This window comes from Myxococcus sp. NMCA1 (assembly GCF_026810205.1).
In the GTDB taxonomy this organism is placed as follows: Bacteria; Myxococcota; Myxococcia; order Myxococcales; family Myxococcaceae; genus Myxococcus; species Myxococcus xanthus_A.
On the sequence record NZ_CP113950.1, the window covers coordinates 8,497,195 to 8,512,141 of the forward strand.

Genomic DNA, 14,947 nt, shown 5'->3' on the forward strand with positions numbered 1-14,947 from the left:
TGCGGGCTCGCGAGGATGCAGCGGCGGGGCACGGACGCGATAGAGTGTCCGCATGCGACGCGTTCTGGTGCTCCTCCCTCTCCTCGCGCTGGCCAACTGTAAGAAGGACGAAAGCCCTGGCGCTGCCAAAGTCACGGTGGACTACTCGGGCTTTCTGCCCGGCTGCGTTCAGGTGAACGCACGCGACGAGGGCAGCGGCAAGGAGCTCTCCACCACCGTTGCCGGCAAGGGCGAGCCCACCGGAGGCTCGCTGACGGTCGCGGTGATTGCGCCCAGCGGCTGGGGCTCGACCATCCAGGTGGAGGCGCGCGCCTTCGAGCAGACCTGCGAGGCCGCGAGCCCCGTGGTGACGCGGTCCACGTCCGTGACGCTGACGCCAGGAACCCCCGTCCCGGTGGCCCTGTCCCTCCAGGCGACGGATGGGGACGGCGACGGTTACGTCTCCGTGCTCACGGGCGGCACGGACTGCCATGACAACAACCCGAACATCCACCCGGGCGCGACGGAGCTCTGCAACAACGTCGACGACAACTGCAACGGGCAGTCGGACACGGTGGAGCTGCGCCTGGGCCAGAGCTGCACGGAGGGCGAAGGCTGTGAGGGCGTCCGTGCGTGCGGTGGGAACGGCGAGGTCATCTGCAACATGCCGCTGGCCGCGTATGCCTACCCTGACGTGGACCAGGATGGACACGGCGACCGGAACGCCGCTCCCGTCGCCTTCTGTGCCGGAATCCCGCAGGGCTATGTCACGGGTCCCGCGGACGACTGCAACGACAACAACGCCAGCATCCGGCCAGGAGCGACGGAGCTCTGCAACGGCGTCGACGACAACTGCAACGACCAGATTGACGAGACGTTCACCGACCTCGGCACGGCGTGCACCGCGACCGCCCAGTGCCCCGGCGTCTACGTCTGCGACGCCTCGGGCATCGCCACCACCTGCCAGCCCACGGCGACGCCCAACGACTGGTTCCTGGACGGTGACGGAGACACCTTTGGTGATGGCACGGCCGTGACGTCCTGCGTCTCGCCTGGCGCGGGCTACGTCGAGGCTGGTGGTGACTGCAACGACGGCAACCCGTTCACCTACCCTGGCGCGCCGGAGTTGTGCGACGGCCTGGACAACAACTGCGACGGGAATGTCGAAGGCCCCGAGGTCTGCCCGAGCGGCGGTGCCAACTGGGCGGCCCGGACCGTGGGTGCAACCAATCAGGAGTGGCGCTCCATCTTCACGGAGGTCTCAGGTGATGTGACTGTCGTGGGCAATCAGGGAGGCGTCGCGATTCTCACGCCGGGCTCGACCACATTCCAGACCAACGCGACCAACTGCGGCGACAACAACAGGGGCTGGAACGCCGTCTGGACGGACATGGCCAACCAGGGCCGCCTCTACCTCGGCTCGTCGGGAGGTAGCCTCACCTTCCTGGACAGGAGTCAGAATGCCTGCACCCAGACGCATGACATGACCCGATGGATCCGAGGGCTCGTCGGCTTCCGCCGCGAAGGGACCCTTGAGATTCATGGGGTCACTGAGAACTCCGGCTCAGCGAACCAAGGCCTGACTTTCACGTGGACCGGAGAAGCCGGGGCGAATGAGCTGAAATTCGGAACCACCACTGTCGGGCCGCTGCACGACGTCCACGGACGTTCCCGGTCATTGCTGTTCGCGGTGGGCGGCTTCGATGGAGGGTCCAGCAGACCTCGAATCTACCGTTTCAACACCAACACCAGTCAGTGGCAGTCGGAGAGCGTGGAGACCGCAATCTCAGGCCTGGGCCGACTTCGCGGCGTCTGGGTGGTGAACGACAAGGTCGCCTTCGCCGTCGGTGACCATACGGGCGGGAAGAACACGGTCCTCCAGTGGGACGGCAGCAACTGGAGCAGGCTGTCCTTCCCCGACACTCACAAGGAAGAACTGACTTCCGTCGTCGCCTTCGGTTCGAAGTCCGTCTACGTCACCGCGTTCAACGGCCGCATCTACCGGTACGACGGCACGGGGTGGCAGATTGTCTTCGAGAACACGAGCCTGCGCTTCAACGACATCGCTGGCACCAGTCCCGCGGACCTCTGGGTCGCAGGCAACGCGGGTCAGATTCTCCACTGGCCCCAGTAAACCGGCTCACCTCACCCGCCGCGCCACCACGAAGCGGCGGGTGAACGGGAACGGCGTCCCATACGGCTGCCCGGGATAGGACTCGCGCAGCAACGGGCGCAGCGTCTCCACGAAGGCGCGCGCCTCCTCCTCCCCGAGCGCCGCGAGCACGGGCCGCAGCGTCGTCCCCAGCAGCCACTCCAGCACCGCGTCCTCGCCCGGGAGCACGTGCAGGTACGTTGTCTCCCAGGCCTCCACCGTCAGCCCCAGGCCGAACAGCCAGGACGCATACACAGGCAGGGACTCCACCGGCCTGCGCCGCACGGGCGCCAGGACAGAAGCGAAGCGCGGCAAGGCCCGCACCTCGTCGACACGCCGGTGCGAAGGCGCATCGAAGTTGGCCGGCACCTGGAAGGCCAGCACCCCGCCGGGCGCCAGCTTCGCCACCAACCGCCCGAGCAACAGCTCGTGGTCCGGCAGCCAATGCAGCGCCGCATTGGACACGAGCACGTCCAGCGGCGCGGGAGGCTCCCAGTCCGCGAGGTCCGCTACCTCGAAGCGCACCGAACCCACGGACGCACCGCGACGGGCCGCCTCAATCATCTCCGAGGACGCATCCACGCCGGACACCTGGGCGGACGGCCAGCGCTCGGCCAACACGCGCGTGAGGTCCCCGGTGCCACACCCCAGGTCCGCGACCTGGGAGGGCGACGCCGCGTCCACCCGCGACAGCAAATCGAAGAAGGGACGCTTTCGCTCGTCGCGAAAGCGTGAGTACTGCGCCGGGTCCCACATGGCGGCCTCCTGTCACGGGAGAACCTAACGCCCAGGGTCCTTCAGCGCGGTATCGCGGGACACGCTCCCCAGGAAGGAAGCGTGTCCCAGGGACAACGCTCTACTTGGCGCGGCGGCGACGGGCGCCCGCGTCCGGCGCGCTCCCGGCGTCCTCGCCACCCTCCACGGCGGCCCCGGTGCCGTCGGCCGCACCGGCCGTCCCGGCGTCCGTGCCCGCGTCGGCCTCCGGGAGCTCAATCTTCGGCGGCGGGTTCACCAGCGTGAGCGAGGTGAGAAACTCGTCCGCGCCCGGCGCGCCGATGCCCGCGTTGTAGACGGTGATGAGGTTGTACACGCGCGGCCCCACCAGGAAGCTGCGGCCCTTCACCTCGCCGCTGGGCGACGCCAGCATGTAGGCCTTGCCCGGGTAGCCATCCAGGGTGATGTCCTCGGAGCTCTTCAGCTCGCCACCCACCTGCCCGGCGATGCCCTGGATGCCGCCGTTGATGAGCGCCTCGGCGGGCACCGTGGCGACGAACGCCTCCGGGTAGTCCACCGCGTTGACGATGTAGCTGACACCGCCCTCATTGGCCGCGTACGTGACGAGCGTGGCCTTGTCCGTCCGCTTCGGCAGGGCGGCCTCGCTGCGCTGTGCCTGCGGCGGGGGCCCCGGCAGCTTCACGGTGAAGCCCTCGGGGGCATCCATGACGTTGAACGCGACGGCGGGGGTCTCCTCTCCACCCTCGTTGGCGACCTCCTCGATGGTCGAGGTGGCTTCCCGGTTATCGGGCTTCTGCTGACCGGCGCACGCGGCGGCAATCAGCGACAGGGTGGCGAGGCTGGCGACAAGGCGGGACAACGGGGACATGGGCACACTTCCTGAGTGTGGTTGAACGCAGCGCGTCGAAGGACGCTAGACGAACTTCCTGGTTGCTGACTACCCGACTTTGGGAGGGGAGCCATTTTCATTGCGCGCCGGACTCTACCGGAGCGTCGGCGAGAGGACGTAGCACCCGCCACTACTCGCCGAGATACGCACGCCGGACCTCCGCGCTCTCCAGGAGCGCCTTGCCCGGCCCCGCCATCACGACCTCGCCCGTCTCCAACACATAGCCGTAGTGCGCGGCGTTGAGCGCCAGATGGGCGTTCTGCTCCACCAACAGCACGCTCACGCCCGTGGCATTCACCTCGCGCAGGGTGCGGAAGATGGCCTCCGTCACCTGCGGCGCCAGCCCCAGCGAAGGCTCATCCAACAGCAGAAGCTGCGGCTTGCTCAACAGCGCGCGCGCAATGGCCAGCATCTGCTGCTCGCCGCCCGACAGCGTCCCCGCCATCTGCTTGCGGCGCTCCTTGAGCACCGGGAAGAGCGTGAAGCTCTTCTCCAGGTCCTGCTGGATGCCGGAGGTGTCCGTGCGCAGGTACGCGCCCAGCTCCAGGTTCTCCTGGACGGACATGTTGGGGAACACGCCCCGGCCTTCCGGCGCGTGCGCCATGCCGCGCGGCACCAGCTGGTGCGCCTTCATGTTCGTGGTGTCGTGCCCGTTGAACTGGATGCGTCCGGCGCTGGGCTTGAGCATGCCGCTCACCGCGCGCAGGGTGCTCGTCTTGCCCGCACCGTTGGCGCCGATGAGGGCCACCACCTCGCCCTTGCCCACCGTCAGTGACACACCCTTGAGCGCCTGGATGGCGCCGTAGTGCACCTTGATGCCGTCCACCGACAGCAGCGGCGGGAAGGCCTGGCGCTCCCCCAGCGTCTTCACCTGCGCGTCGCTCACGCCGCCCCTCCATGGCTCTCCAGATAGCTGTCACCCAGGTACGCCTCGATGACCTTCCGGTCGCTGCGCACCTGCGCCGGCGCGCCCCGGGCAATCGTCTCGCCGTGGTCCAGCACCGTGATGGATTCGCAGATGCCCATGACCAGCTTCATGTCGTGCTCGATGACGAGCACCCCCAGCTTGAAGTCGTCCCGAAGCTTGCGGATGAGCACCATCAGGTCCGCCTTCTCACGGGTGTTCATGCCCGCCGCGGGCTCGTCCAGCAGCAGCACCTTGGGCTGCGTGCCCAGCGCGCGCGCGATTTCCAGCCGGCGCTGCTCGCCGTAAGGCAGGTTGCGAGCCTCCTCGTCGCGGCGGTGCGACAGGCCCATGACCTCCAGCAGGTGCTCCGCCTGCTGCGTCAACTCCCGCTCCTCCTGCTGGAAGCGAGGCGTCAGCAGCAGCGCGCGCCACCAGTCGCGGTAGTTGATGAAGGCGCCCTTCACCTTCGCGCCCAGCCCCACGCCTTCGGGGTGCAGCGAGCCCTGCGCCCGGCACGCCACCTTCACATTGTCCAACGCGGTGAGCGCGCGGAACAGGCGGATGTTCTGGAAGGTGCGCGCCAGCCCCAGGTGGTTGATTTGATGCGGCAGCCACCCGTTCACCCGCTGCCCGCCCACGCGGACCTCGCCCTGGGTGGGCTGGTACACGCCGGTCAGCACGTTGAACGCCGTGGATTTACCGGCGCCGTTGGGGCCGATGAGCCCCTGCAGGTCACCCTGCCGCACGGAGAGGTTGAAGTCCGTCAGCGCCTTGAGGCCGCCGAACTGGATGCTCACCCCATCCGCCTGGAGCAACGGCGCTCCGGCCTCCGCCTTCGTCTCCTGCACGGCCGCGCTCACGCCAGCCCCCTGCGCTTGCGCGGAATCCACCGCGGCAGCACATCCCAGATTTCCTTCGTCCCGAACAGGCCCTGGGGCCGCGCCAGCATCAGCACCACCAGCAGCAGGCCGTACACGGGCATGCGAATCTGGTCCACCTTCTGCGCCAGGCTGCCTTCGGCCCCCAGCAGGGTGAACAGCGAGCGCATGCCTTCGGGCAGCAGCGTGAGGAACGTGGCCGCGATGATGGCGCCCGTCGTGGAGCCCAGGCCGCCCAGCACCACCATGACGACGATTTCCATCGACTTCACGAAGGTGAAGGAGCCGGGGTTGATGATGGGCACGAAGTGCGCGAACAGCGCGCCGGCGATGCCGGCGAAGAACGACGAGATGACGAAGGCGCGGACCTTGTAGCCCGTGGTGTCCACGCCCATGGCCTCGGCGGCCACCTCGTCCTCGCGGATGGCCCACAGGCTGCGGCCGTGGCTGGAGCCGGTGATGCGCCGGGCCACCAGCACCGTGAGGAACACGAAGAAGTACACCATGGCCGGCGAGGACGTCTGGGGGATTCCGGAAAGGCCCAGCGCCCGGCCGAACGCGTCCGTGTTCTGCACCACCACGCGGATGATTTCGCCGAAGCCCAGCGTGACGATGGCCAGGTAGTCCCCGCGCAGCCGCAGCGAGGGCAGGCCCACCAGGAAGCCGCACAGCGCCGCCGCCAGGCCGCCCACCAGCAGCGACACGACGAAGAACACCTGGTCGCTGACCGCCACCGGCAGGAAGGAGAGCGCCACGTCCTTGAGGTTCAGCGACAGGACGCCGGAGATGTAGGCCCCCACCGCCATGAAGCCCGCATGGCCGATGGAGAACTGCCCCGTCATCCCGTTCACGATGTTGAGGCTGACCGCGAGGATGATGTTCACCCCCACCACCGACAGCAGGTAGGAGGCGAAGGGCGCATCGCTCATCAGCCACTGGAACAGCGCCAGCACCGGCAGCGCCAGCAGCACGGGCAGCAGGCCGCGCAGCGACGCGGGGACGGAGGAGCGGGCCTGGGGGACGGGAATCGCGGGAGTCTCCATCAGACCTTCTCCGCGGCGACGCGGCCGAAGAGGCCGCCCGGCTTCACCAGCAGCACCAGGATGAGGAAGCCGAAGGCCACCGCGTCACGCCAGGTGCTGGCCGCGTAGCCCACCACGAACTCCTCCACCAGGCCCAACACCAGGCCGCCCACCACGGCGCCCTGCACGTGGCCGATGCCACCAATCACCGCCGCCACGAAGGCCTTGAGGCCCACGTACAGGCCCATCAGCGGGCTCACCGACGTGTCCTTGATGGCGTAGAGCAGGCCGGCGCCCGCCGCCAGCGCGCTGCTCAGCATGAACGTCAGCGCGATGACGCGGTCGGTGGGGATGCCCATCAGCGCCGCCACGCGGTGGTCCCAGGACACCGCGCGCATGGCCTGGCCGAAGCGCGTGCGGAACACCAGGTACTGCAGGCCCACCATCAGCGCCACGGCGATGCCGAAGCTGATGACCTGCCAGTTCCACACCACCACGTCCCGGTCGCCAATGACGAGCCACTCCACCGGCTCGATGACCTCCGGGAAGGCCCGCGGCGCCGCGCCCGGCAGGAAGCCGATGTCCAACTGGAAGCCGTAGGACAGCGCGAAGGAGATGCCGATGGCGGTGATGAGCGCGGTGAGGCGCGGCTTCTCCCGCAGGGGGCGGTACGCGAAGCGCTCGATGAAGAACCCGAGCAGCGCGCAACCCAGCATGGCCACCGCGAACACGACGGCCACGCCCAGCAGGGAGCTGCGCATGTCGCGCCCGAGCGCGAACGCGGTGGCGTAGCCCATGTAGACGCCGACCATCATGACGTCGCCGTGGGCGAAGTTGATGAGCTTCAGGACGCCGTACACCATCGTGTAGCCAAGCGCGACGAGCGCGTAGATGGTGCCGGCGGCCAGGCCGTTGATGAGGTGCTGGAGGAGCTGCGCCATTAGGGATTGATGGTCGTGACGTACTGCGTCTTGCCATCCTCGACCTTGAGGACGACGGCGGACTTCACGGCGTTGCGCTGGGCATCCAGTGTCACCGTGCCCGCCACGCCCGGGAAGTCCTTCGTCTGGGCAATGGCGTCACGCACGGAGGGGCCGCTCAGGTCCTTGGCGCGCTCCAGGGCGCCCACCGCCACGCGGGCGGAATCGTAGCCCAGCGCGGCCAGGGCGTCCGGCACCGCGCCGTACGCGGCCTTGTAGTCCGCGATGAACTTCTGCACGCGCGGATCCGGATTGTCCGGCGAGTAGTGGTTGGAGAAGTAGCTGCCCTCGATGGCGCTGCCGCCCAGCTCGAAGAGCTTCTCGGAGTCCCAGCCGTCGCCGCCCATCAGCGGAACCTTCAGGCCCACCTCGCGCGCCTGGCGGGCGATGATGCCCACCTCGCTGTAGTAGCCCGGCACGTAGATGCCTTCCGGCTGCGACTTGCGGATGGCGGTGAGCTGGGCGCGGTAATCCGTGTCGCCCTGGCTGTAGCTCTCCACGGCCGTTACCTTGCCGCCCATCTCCGTGAACTTGCGCCTGAAGACGTCCGCCAGGCCAATGGAGTATGCGCTCTTGTTGTCCTGGAGCACCGCCACCGTGTTCAGCTTCAGGTTCTCCCGCGCGAACTTCGCCATCACGAAGCCCTGGAACGGGTCGATGAAGCAGACGCGGAAGATGTAGTCACCCTTCTCGGTGACGGTGGGGTTGGTGGAGGACGGCGTAATCATCGGCACGCCTGCCGCCTGCGCCTTCTCCGCCATGGCCAGCGAGTTGGACGACGCCACGTCACCGAGGATGAGCGCGACCTTGTCCTGCGTAATCAGGCGCGTGGCGGCCTGGGCGGCCTCCTCGGGCTTGCTCTGGTTGTCGTAGACGCGGATGGACAGCTTCTTGCCCTTCACCCCGCCCGCGGCGTTGGCCTCCTTGAGGGCCAGCTCGATGCCGTTGCGCGTGGAGATGCCGAAGGTGGCCTGGCCACCGGTGAGCGAGCCCACCTGGCCCAGCAGGATGGTGTTCGCGTCCGCCGGAGCGCCCCCGGGCGCCGCCCCCTGCCCCTGCGCGGCCTGAGTACCTCCTTCACCCGAAGGAGCAGGCTGCGTCTTCTTCTCGCAAGCGGCCACCATGACGGCGAGCGCGGCGAGGAGCATCGGGGCAAGTCGTCGCATGCGGGGCTTCCCTTCTCGGAAACTGACACGGCAAAGCCCTGGTTTTCTAGGGGACACCTCTCCATGGGTCAAGCGTGCAGCCGTCCCGAGCCCCCGTCACACACCCCCTGTGCGGCGCGTCAGTCAGGAGTGCAGCCCGTCCAACGGGCCGTCGTGGAGCACCTCACCCCGCTCCTCCACCTCCGCCGTCTCTTTCCGAACGGTGGCGTGAACCTGCCGGAGCACCTCGTCGGTGTACCGGGAAACCGCAACCTCCTGCCAGACATGCACGGACCTGGTGACCTCCACCCGCTCCTCGCGCAGGGGGATGATGAAGGTGCCCGCCTCGAAGGGTACCAGCCCCTCCAGCACCGGCCGGGCGGACGCCACGGCCTCTGGCGCCGGCGGGCCCTCGGCGTCCACGGCCTGTTCGGACACCCGCTCCACCACCAACTCCTCGCGGCGCACGGGCACGGAGAAGTGCCGCACCTCGGTCCGCACCACCTTGTGGATGCGCACCTGTCCCGCCTCCCGCACCACCACGTGAGGATGGGCCTCCTCGCAGGCCAGGGGCACCACGAGCTCGCCGGGCGTCGCGAACTCGGCGGAGAGCACGGATTCGGGGTGACCTGACCGCGCCTGCGCCGGGCCTTCCTGCGCCAATGACACCTCGTCCCGCGTCAGCCCCAGGTGCACGTCTTCTCCGCGCACGTCCACCACGTCGCCGTAGCGCGCGGTGAAGGACTTCAGCCGCAGCAGCCCTCCTTCGATGGCGAAGGTCTCCCCGCCACAGCCCACCACGGTGCCCAACCGGGTCCCATCCGCCGTGAAGACCCGCATCCCTTCCCGTACGTCCGTGCGCATCGGAGGACTCCTCTCGTGTGGTGTGTGTGGTTCGCGGCTCACGCCTGCGTGGGCAACCCGGGCTCGTTCCAGGGATGCTCCCGGCCATTCGGCCCGCGCCGGAGCACCCGCTCCAGGGGCGTGCTGGGGCGCTCCGGGTCCGGGGCCGTCTCCAGCGCCGCGGGCTTGCAGACAGCGGGCGGCGGGGCGGGCACCAGGGCCAGGACCGGAGGCGGCCGGAGCCGATGGCGCGCGAGCCGGCCCGCCACCAGGGCGCCCAACATCCCGGAGGCGCAGGCCACGCCCACCACGGGGCCTCGCAGGTCCGGGCGGAGCAGCCGGTGGATGCCACGCACCACCAGGTGCGCCCCCACGCCCGCGGCCGCGCCGCCCACCCACGAATCACTCCAGCGCCACGGCTCCCAGGTTCCCTGCCTGCTCCTCATGACGGTCTCCCGTTGGGTGCTCACGGCACGCGGCCCGGACGCACCTCGCTTGAAGATGGGGTGGGCCGCCGCACCCTGAGAAGCCCCGGACCACGGCCGCCGGCGCGGTGTCGCCAGGGCAGGCGAAAGGACAGGCGGGCGTTCGGGCGGGCAGGCACGGTGCCAAGCCAACTGGCACTGTGTCCTCGGCCCCTGTCACCGGGACCGAGCGCTCACACCTTCCATGATGACCGGGGTGGAAACCCCAGGGCCTCGCGCTCGCACGCGGGGCCTCCACCAGCGCCGGGGTCCAAGGTGTGGCCAGCAGGTCCACCCGCCCCGGTCACGAGGAGCCAGCCATGTACCAACGCAGCGACGTCAACGAAGGGATGGTCGTCCGCAGCATCGACGGCGAAAAGCTCGGCAAGGTCTTCGCCGTCGGCGACGGCGAATTCCACATCGAGAAGGGCCTCTTCTTCCCGAAGGACTACCTGGTCCGGTACTCGGAAATCAGTCGCATCGACGGCTCGGAAATCATCCTCAGCCACGGCAAGGAGATGCTGAGCCGGCTGACGGAGGAGGACCGCACGGGCACCATCGCCGGCACGGGTGGCGGCGCGGGCGTGGGTCCGGGCGCGGTGGGACTGGGCGCCGACCGGACCGCGGCCCGCGCCAACACGGGCATGGACGCCACCACGGACACCGCGGGCCTGAGAGCCACGGACACCGCGGTGGGCGCGCGGGGCATCCACGGCCGAGAGGAGGACATCACCATCCCCCTGCACAGGGAGGAGGTGGACGTACTCAAGCGGGACGTCCAGGCCGGTGAGGTCCGTGTCCACAAGGACGTGGTGGAGGAGGACCGGGAGATGGACGTGCCGGTGCGCCGCGAGCGCGTCCGCGTGGAGCGCCGGGACGTGAGCCCGGGACGCCCGGCGATGAATGCCTCGTTCCAGGAGGAGACCGTCGTCGTCCCGCTGCGCGCCGAGGAAGTCGAAGTCCAGAAGCGCACCGTCGTCGACGAGGAGGTCGTCATCCACAAGGACGAGGTGGATGAGGAGCGCCACATCTCCGAGCACGTACGCCGGGAAGAGGTGGACGTCCGCACCGAGGGCAGCGACGAGCGGGCTCGTACGCTGAACGCGCCCTCCGACGACCCGCTCAAGCGTGGGTACTGAGCGCGCCCCCGGCCCCTCTCTCCTCCCGGGAGGGGCCGGGTCTCCCTCCCCGCTTCGTCAGGGTGAGGACTTCCGGAGCCGCGGTCGCATGATGGGCGTTTCGTCCCGGGACAGCCCTCCCGCGGAGGCAGGCCTGGAGGGCGGGCGGTCCAACTGCATGAACTCGCGATGCCGGTCGGGGAAGTGCTTCGCCATGAGCCGCACCAGCTCCGAGTCGTTCGCCGGACGGCAGGCATCCGCCAGCCGGTCCGCCATCTCCCGCGCGCTGCCGAAGCGCGCCTCGGGGCGCTTGGCCAGTGCAGTCTCCAGCACGTCCCAGAGCGCCCGGGGGATGCGCGAAGGCCGCGGCGGAAGGGCCTCGTCGCAGATGGCGTGCATGGTGGCCAGCTCGTCGGGCTTCTCGAAGGCCCGCGCGCCGATGAGCGCCTGGTAGAGAACGAGCCCCATGGCGAACAGGTCGCTTCGCGCATCCAGCTTCATGCCGCGCGCCTGCTCGGGGGACATGTACAGCGGCTTGCCCTTCACGATGCCCGGCAGCGTCACCGTGCGCTGGGCGCGGGCCTTGGCCACGCCGAAGTCCAGCACCTTCACCCGCCCGTCGAACCCCACCATGAGGTTGTGCGGGGACAAATCCCGGTGCACCAGCTCGAGCGGCGCGCCGTCCTCGCCTTGCAGCACGTGCGCCGCATGCAGCCCCGCCAGGCCCTGGCACACCACGGCCACCGCATGCGCCGTCTCCAGCGGGCCCTTGGCCGAGCGGAGGAGCCGCGCCAGGTCCACGCCGCGCACCAGCTCCATGGCGATGTAGTACGCGCCCTCCGCCTCGCCGAAGTCGTAGAAGTGCACCAGGTTGGGGTGGGAGAGCCGCAGGCCGATGCGGGCCTCGTCCAGGAACTGCTGGACGATGGAAGGGTCCGAGGACAGGTGCGGGAGGATGCGCTTGAGGGCCACCAGCCGGCCCAGGCCCTCCGGGCCTCGGGTCCGCGCCACCAGCACCTGCGCCATGCCCCCGGTGCCCAGCGGTGTGACCACCTCATAGCGGCCAATGTGGCCCCGTGAGGCCGGAGGCGGCTCCGCGGTGAGCGCGTCCAGCCGCTCCAGCGCGCCCTTGCCGTCTGTCAGCGCGAGGAAGCCCAGCACGGCGGTGTCGAGCTGTTCGCCAATGGCTTCCACCAGCTTCATCACCAGCCCGCCGCCGCCGTCGAAGGCGCCCTCCACCACCAACCCCAGGCCCCCCAGCTCCAGGCTGCCCAGGGCCAGCCGCGTGCAGAAGAGCGTCCGGCCCCCATCCAGCTTGCGGACACCTCGCCAGTGCGCCGCCTCCAGGACGTCCACCCCGGGCTCGCCCAGCACCCGCGTCAGCACCGGGCCTCGCGTCCCTCGCAGGGACACGAAGCCCGCGCGCGCATGCACCAGCCGGGCACACTGCGTGAGAAACACGTCGAGCCCGGAGTCCAGGTCCAAGCCCCGCTCCAGGCAGTCCTCCAGGATGACGTCGGCCATCCGATGCACGGAGACCAGACCCCGGAGAAAAACGACCTCTTCCTCTAAAGAGGGAAAATCCACGGGCCCATTCAACACCCGGGACGTCCTTTTCAGGAAACCCGAAGCCGCCGGGACGACTACACGCGCTCCCGGTCCTTCAGCGGCGCCACGGCCGGAAGGTGCTCGGGCGCGCCGGAGCGGAGCGACCGGGGCAGGTGGTCATCCATCAGCCCGTGCACCTCCAGAACACGCTCCAGGTGCGCCACGCGCTCACGGAGCAGCCGCACCTCCACGCCGCCGTGCTGGGATTCCTTCAAACGGATGAAGGCCTCCACCAAGGGCTTGAGGGAGAAGCGAAGCGTGAGCCCGAAGAGGGGCACCCCCACCACCATGGCGGTGATGAGGAACATGACGATGCCTTCGGTGACGTCCATTGATGCGCTCCAGGGGGACTGACTGCGCGGCAGGCAGTCTACGCTGGAGCGCGGAGGCGATTGCGAGCCTTCAGCTCGCCTGGCCCGTGTAGATGGCGTCCGCGATGCGGTAGGCGCTGCCTTCCAGGCGCTGGAAGGATTCCTTGAGCACCGCCACGTCGGAGGTGTTGAGCACCTCCTTGAGGCGCGCCAGGTCCGCCTTGATTTCCTCGCGGTCCTTCTCCGACAGGAGGCTGGCGTACTCCTCCAGGCTCTTCTCCGTCGTGTAGATGAGGCCGTCGGCGTTGTTGCGCAGCTCCGCCAGCTCCTTCTTCTTCTTGTCGTCGGAGGCGTGCGACTGGGCGTCGGAAATCATCGCCTGGATTTCCGCCTCGGACAGGCCGGAGTTGCTCACCACGCGCACCTGCTGGACCTTGCCGGTGCCCAGGTCCTTGGCGCTGACGTGGACGATGCCGTTGGCGTCGATGTCGAACGACACCTCGATTTGCGGCACGCCGCGCGGCGCCGGGGGGATGCCCACCAGTTCGAAGCGCGCCAGCGTCTTGTTGTCCGCCGCCATCTCACGCTCGCCCTGGAGCACGTGCACGCTCACCAGCGGCTGGTTGTCCACGGCGGTGGAGAACACCTGGCTCTTCTTGCAGGGGATGGTGGTGTTCTTGTCGATGATCTTCGTGAACACCCCGCCCGCCGTCTCGACACCGAGCGACAGCGGCGTCACGTCCAGCAGGAGGACGTCCTTCACCTCGCCCTTGAGCACGCCGCCCTGGATGGCCGCGCCCACGGCGACGACCTCGTCCGGGTTGATGCCCTTGTGCGGCTCCCTGCCGAAGAACTCCTTCACCTTCGCCTGCACGCGCGGCATGCGCGTCATGCCGCCCACCAGCAGCACCTGATTGATTTGCTGCGCGGGAATGCCCGCGTCCTTCAGGGCAATCCGGCACGGGTCGATGGTGCGGTCGATGAGGTCCGTCACCAGCGCCTCGAAGGTGGCGCGGTCCACCGTCTCGGTCAGGTGCTTGGGACCGGAGGCATCGGCGGTGATGAACGGCAGGTTCACCTCCGTCTCCGGTGCGCTGGACAGCTCGTGCTTGGCGCGCTCGGCGGCTTCCTTCAGGCGCTGCAGCGCCATGCGGTCCTTGCGCAGGTCCAGCCCGTTGTTGGATTCCGCGAAGCGCTTGGCCAGGTAGTCGATGAGGCGCTGGTCGAAGTCCTCGCCGCCCAGGAACGTGTCGCCGTTGGTGCTCTTCACTTCGAACACGCCGGCGTTCAGCTCCAGGATGGAGATATCGAAGGTGCCGCCGCCCAGGTCGTAGACGGCGATGCGCTCGGTGCCACCGTCCTGCACCTTGTCCAGGCCGTAGGCCAGGGCCGCGGCGGTGGGCTCGTTGATGATGCGCAGGACATTGAGCCCGGCGATGCGGCCGGCGTCCTTGGTGGCCTGACGCTGGCTGTCGTTGAAGTAGGCGGGGACGGTGATGACCGCCTCGGAGACCTGCTCACCGAGGTAGTCCTCTGCCGTCTGCTTCATCTTCATCAGGACGATGGCGGAGACCTCCGGCGGGCTGTAGCCCTTGCCGCGAATCTCCACCCACGCGTCGCCGTTGGGGCTGGAAGCCACCTTGAAGGGCGACACGCCAATGGCCTTCTTGCCTTCGGGCGAGTCGAACTTGCGGCCGATGAGCCGCTTCGCCGCGAAGACGGTGTTCTCCGGGTTGGTGATGGCCTGCCGCTTGGCAATCTGCCCTACCAGGCGCTCGCCGGAGTCAGTGAAGCCCACCATGGAAGGCGTGGTCCGGCTGCCTTCGCTGTTGGGGATGACCACCGGCTCGCCGCCCTCCATGACGGCGACGCACGAGTTGGTCGTCCCAAGGTCGATTCCTATCACCTTGCCCATG

At 68.8% G+C, this 14,947-nt stretch carries 14 protein-coding genes; 2 read left to right on the plus strand and 12 right to left on the minus strand.

Going from position 1 to position 14,947, the window contains the following annotated elements; translation table 11 throughout:
• Positions 1 to 52: 52 nt before the first annotated feature.
• Entirely contained in the window at positions 53 to 2,113 is a 2,061-nt protein-coding gene (locus OZ403_RS35130; RefSeq protein WP_268782802.1) for a putative metal-binding motif-containing protein, read from the plus strand.
• Positions 2,114 to 2,119: 6 nt separating this feature from the next.
• Here OZ403_RS35130 and OZ403_RS35135 read toward each other — a convergent pair whose 3' ends face one another.
• From OZ403_RS35135 to OZ403_RS35175, 9 genes are all read right to left on the minus strand, one after another.
• On the minus strand, positions 2,120 to 2,887 hold the full coding sequence (locus tag OZ403_RS35135; RefSeq protein WP_268782803.1) for a methyltransferase domain-containing protein: 768 nt from the start codon (positions 2,885 to 2,887) through the stop codon (positions 2,120 to 2,122).
• A gap of 100 nt (positions 2,888 to 2,987) precedes the next feature.
• Positions 2,988 to 3,734 (minus strand): hypothetical protein, encoded by a 747-nt coding sequence (locus tag OZ403_RS35140; protein ID WP_237077734.1) that lies wholly within the window; start codon positions 3,732 to 3,734, stop codon positions 2,988 to 2,990.
• Positions 3,735 to 3,885: 151 nt separating this feature from the next.
• Positions 3,886 to 4,641: an ABC transporter ATP-binding protein gene (locus tag OZ403_RS35145; RefSeq protein ID WP_140795570.1), complete on the minus strand. Its 756-nt coding sequence runs from the start codon at positions 4,639 to 4,641 to the stop codon at positions 3,886 to 3,888.
• Complete coding sequence (locus OZ403_RS35150; RefSeq protein WP_140795571.1) at positions 4,638 to 5,522, minus strand: ABC transporter ATP-binding protein; 885 nt, start codon at positions 5,520 to 5,522, stop codon at positions 4,638 to 4,640. The genes OZ403_RS35145 and OZ403_RS35150 overlap by 4 nt, the downstream gene beginning before the upstream one ends.
• A complete protein-coding gene (locus OZ403_RS35155) occupies positions 5,519 to 6,583 on the minus strand; it encodes a branched-chain amino acid ABC transporter permease (protein WP_268782804.1) in 1,065 nt (354 codons plus the stop codon). Before OZ403_RS35155 ends, OZ403_RS35150 begins: the two co-directional genes overlap by 4 nt.
• On the minus strand, positions 6,583 to 7,503 hold the full coding sequence (locus OZ403_RS35160; RefSeq protein ID WP_140795573.1) for a branched-chain amino acid ABC transporter permease: 921 nt from the start codon (positions 7,501 to 7,503) through the stop codon (positions 6,583 to 6,585). The genes OZ403_RS35155 and OZ403_RS35160 overlap by 1 nt, the downstream gene beginning before the upstream one ends.
• Entirely contained in the window at positions 7,503 to 8,708 is a 1,206-nt protein-coding gene (locus OZ403_RS35165; protein ID WP_140795574.1) for an ABC transporter substrate-binding protein, read from the minus strand. The genes OZ403_RS35160 and OZ403_RS35165 overlap by 1 nt, the downstream gene beginning before the upstream one ends.
• A 123-nt stretch (positions 8,709 to 8,831) precedes the next feature.
• Entirely contained in the window at positions 8,832 to 9,551 is a 720-nt protein-coding gene (locus tag OZ403_RS35170; protein ID WP_268782805.1) for a YsnF/AvaK domain-containing protein, read from the minus strand.
• Positions 9,552 to 9,589: 38 nt separating this feature from the next.
• Positions 9,590 to 9,976: a hypothetical protein gene (locus OZ403_RS35175; protein ID WP_237077736.1), complete on the minus strand. Its 387-nt coding sequence runs from the start codon at positions 9,974 to 9,976 to the stop codon at positions 9,590 to 9,592.
• Positions 9,977 to 10,314: 338 nt separating this feature from the next.
• Here OZ403_RS35175 and OZ403_RS35180 point away from each other — a divergent pair, with 338 nt between their 5' ends.
• The gene (locus OZ403_RS35180) at positions 10,315 to 11,133 is read left to right on the plus strand and encodes a YsnF/AvaK domain-containing protein (RefSeq protein ID WP_268782806.1); all 819 of its coding nucleotides are present in this window, start codon (positions 10,315 to 10,317) and stop codon (positions 11,131 to 11,133) included.
• A gap of 57 nt (positions 11,134 to 11,190) precedes the next feature.
• On the opposite strand, the gene OZ403_RS35185 is transcribed toward OZ403_RS35180, so the two are convergent.
• From OZ403_RS35185 to dnaK, 3 genes are all read right to left on the minus strand, one after another.
• On the minus strand, positions 11,191 to 12,636 hold the full coding sequence (locus OZ403_RS35185; RefSeq protein ID WP_237080003.1) for a serine/threonine-protein kinase: 1,446 nt from the start codon (positions 12,634 to 12,636) through the stop codon (positions 11,191 to 11,193).
• 119 nt (positions 12,637 to 12,755) lie between these two features.
• A complete protein-coding gene (locus tag OZ403_RS35190) occupies positions 12,756 to 13,052 on the minus strand; it encodes a hypothetical protein (RefSeq protein WP_140795577.1) in 297 nt (98 codons plus the stop codon).
• A gap of 70 nt (positions 13,053 to 13,122) precedes the next feature.
• Positions 13,123 to 14,946, minus strand: a complete 1,824-nt coding sequence (gene dnaK, locus OZ403_RS35195; protein ID WP_140795578.1) for a molecular chaperone DnaK — start codon at positions 14,944 to 14,946, stop codon at positions 13,123 to 13,125.
• Position 14,947: the final 1 nt, after the last annotated feature.

Coding starts and splice junctions, on each gene's coding strand:
- OZ403_RS35130 (WP_268782802.1), top strand. CDS start 53: ATGCGACGCGTTCTGGTGCTCCTCCCTCTCCTCGCGCTGGCCAACTGT.
- OZ403_RS35135 (WP_268782803.1), bottom strand. CDS start 2,887: ATGTGGGACCCGGCGCAGTACTCACGCTTTCGCGACGAGCGAAAGCGT.
- OZ403_RS35140 (WP_237077734.1), bottom strand. CDS start 3,734: ATGTCCCCGTTGTCCCGCCTTGTCGCCAGCCTCGCCACCCTGTCGCTG.
- OZ403_RS35155 (WP_268782804.1), bottom strand. CDS start 6,583: ATGGAGACTCCCGCGATTCCCGTCCCCCAGGCCCGCTCCTCCGTCCCC.
- OZ403_RS35160 (WP_140795573.1), bottom strand. CDS start 7,503: ATGGCGCAGCTCCTCCAGCACCTCATCAACGGCCTGGCCGCCGGCACC.
- OZ403_RS35165 (WP_140795574.1), bottom strand. CDS start 8,708: ATGCGACGACTTGCCCCGATGCTCCTCGCCGCGCTCGCCGTCATGGTG.
- OZ403_RS35170 (WP_268782805.1), bottom strand. CDS start 9,551: ATGCGCACGGACGTACGGGAAGGGATGCGGGTCTTCACGGCGGATGGG.
- OZ403_RS35175 (WP_237077736.1), bottom strand. CDS start 9,976: ATGAGGAGCAGGCAGGGAACCTGGGAGCCGTGGCGCTGGAGTGATTCG.
- OZ403_RS35180 (WP_268782806.1), top strand. CDS start 10,315: ATGTACCAACGCAGCGACGTCAACGAAGGGATGGTCGTCCGCAGCATC.
- OZ403_RS35185 (WP_237080003.1), bottom strand. CDS start 12,636: ATGGCCGACGTCATCCTGGAGGACTGCCTGGAGCGGGGCTTGGACCTG.
- OZ403_RS35190 (WP_140795577.1), bottom strand. CDS start 13,052: ATGGACGTCACCGAAGGCATCGTCATGTTCCTCATCACCGCCATGGTG.
- dnaK (WP_140795578.1), bottom strand. CDS start 14,946: ATGGGCAAGGTGATAGGAATCGACCTTGGGACGACCAACTCGTGCGTC.